This is a genomic window from Ornithinibacter sp. (assembly GCF_035443565.1).
In the GTDB taxonomy this organism is placed as follows: Bacteria; Actinomycetota; Actinomycetes; order Actinomycetales; family Dermatophilaceae; genus Fodinibacter.
This window is the reverse complement of record NZ_DAORSO010000415.1, coordinates 1-1,129: the sequence shown is the minus strand read 5'-3', so window position 1 is coordinate 1,129 and position 1,129 is coordinate 1. Positions and strand designations below refer to the sequence as shown.

The following is a 1,129-nucleotide window of genomic DNA, read 5'->3' as shown; positions in this document are numbered from 1 at the left end:
CCCTGCAGGACACCCGAGATGAGCACGGTCGCTCCCCACTCGGTGCCCGGCAGCATGGAGACCAGGGCGGCCACGACCTCGCAGAACAGGGCAGCACCCGGGCGACGGACGACGAGGCCGCCGACGACGCCGGCGAGGAACCACGGCCCGGAGAACAGGCCCATGAGCGGCGCGTAGCCGATCTTCAGGGCGGTGATCGGCCCGTTGTAGAACACGCCCCAGCCCCAGAAGGCGACGCCGAGGGCCGCGCCGAGGAAGGCGATCGTGAGGATGTCGACGGTGCGCCAACCCATGAGTGGGCGGGTCGCGGTGAGGGAGCGACCGGTCCTGGACCGCGGCTCCTGGGTGGTGGGTTCGATCTGTGTGGCCATGTGAAACATCTCCCGAGGTGTGGTGTGTGTACCTCGGGGAAGTGGCCGCCAGCGCCCCGCGAACGAGCCGCGGTGTGCTGGAGGACCACCTGAGATTTCCCGACTCCCTACACCGGTGCTAACCGGATCAGGTTCGAGGGTCTGCGGCGGACCGCACTCTCAGCGCTGGAGCGCTCCCCTGTCGTTGAACTCCTCCACTGTAGCCCCTGGCGGTTACAGTGGACGCGGTTCGCCGGACGGGCGACCGCACCACACCACCGACGTAAGGACCGACCAGCATGGGGCCACTCGCCTGGAAGATCATGGGCACCGGGGGAGCCGTGCTCGCAGGGGTGCTCGCGACCAAGGTCGTCGACCTCATCTGGTCACGGGCCGTGCAGGACGACGTCAACCCCAAGAGCCCCGAGGCACCGATCAACAAGGCGGTCCTCTACGCCGCGCTCACCGGGCTGGCCGTCGGCGCCGCGAAGACCCTCACCACCCGCAAGGCCGCTGCGTACTACGAGGCCTCGGCGGGTCACCTGCCCGAGGCCATCCGCGACGAGGCGGTCTGACCTCGGGCCCAGATGACCTCGGGCCGGATGACGAACGCCGGCACCTCCGGGTTCAGGTGAGGTCGAGGGCCCGGGCCAGCGGCATCCCCGGTCGGTAGGCGAGGTGCTCGAACGAGGGCGCTTCGAGCACCGCCAGATCGGCACGCCCGCCGACGGCGATCCGCCCGATGTCGCCGCGCCGCAGCGCCCGAGCCCCACCGACCG

General features: G+C 70.4%; 2 protein-coding genes and 1 riboswitch. Of the genes, one reads left to right on the top strand and one right to left on the bottom strand.

Annotated features, from left to right (window positions below):
• The coding region (locus PLL68_RS15640; protein WP_324535678.1) for an ECF transporter S component at positions 1-371 on the bottom strand (371 nt) is incomplete at its 3' end.
• Positions 372-458: 87 nt separating this feature from the next.
• A riboswitch (TPP riboswitch) is annotated at positions 459-561 on the bottom strand.
• 88 nt (positions 562-649) lie between these two features.
• On the opposite strand from PLL68_RS15640, the gene PLL68_RS15635 reads away from it, so the two are divergent.
• Positions 650-925 carry a DUF4235 domain-containing protein gene (locus PLL68_RS15635; protein ID WP_324535676.1) on the top strand — a complete coding sequence of 92 codons (276 nt, stop codon included), beginning with the start codon at positions 650-652 and terminating at the stop codon, positions 923-925.
• Positions 926-1,129: the final 204 nt, after the last annotated feature.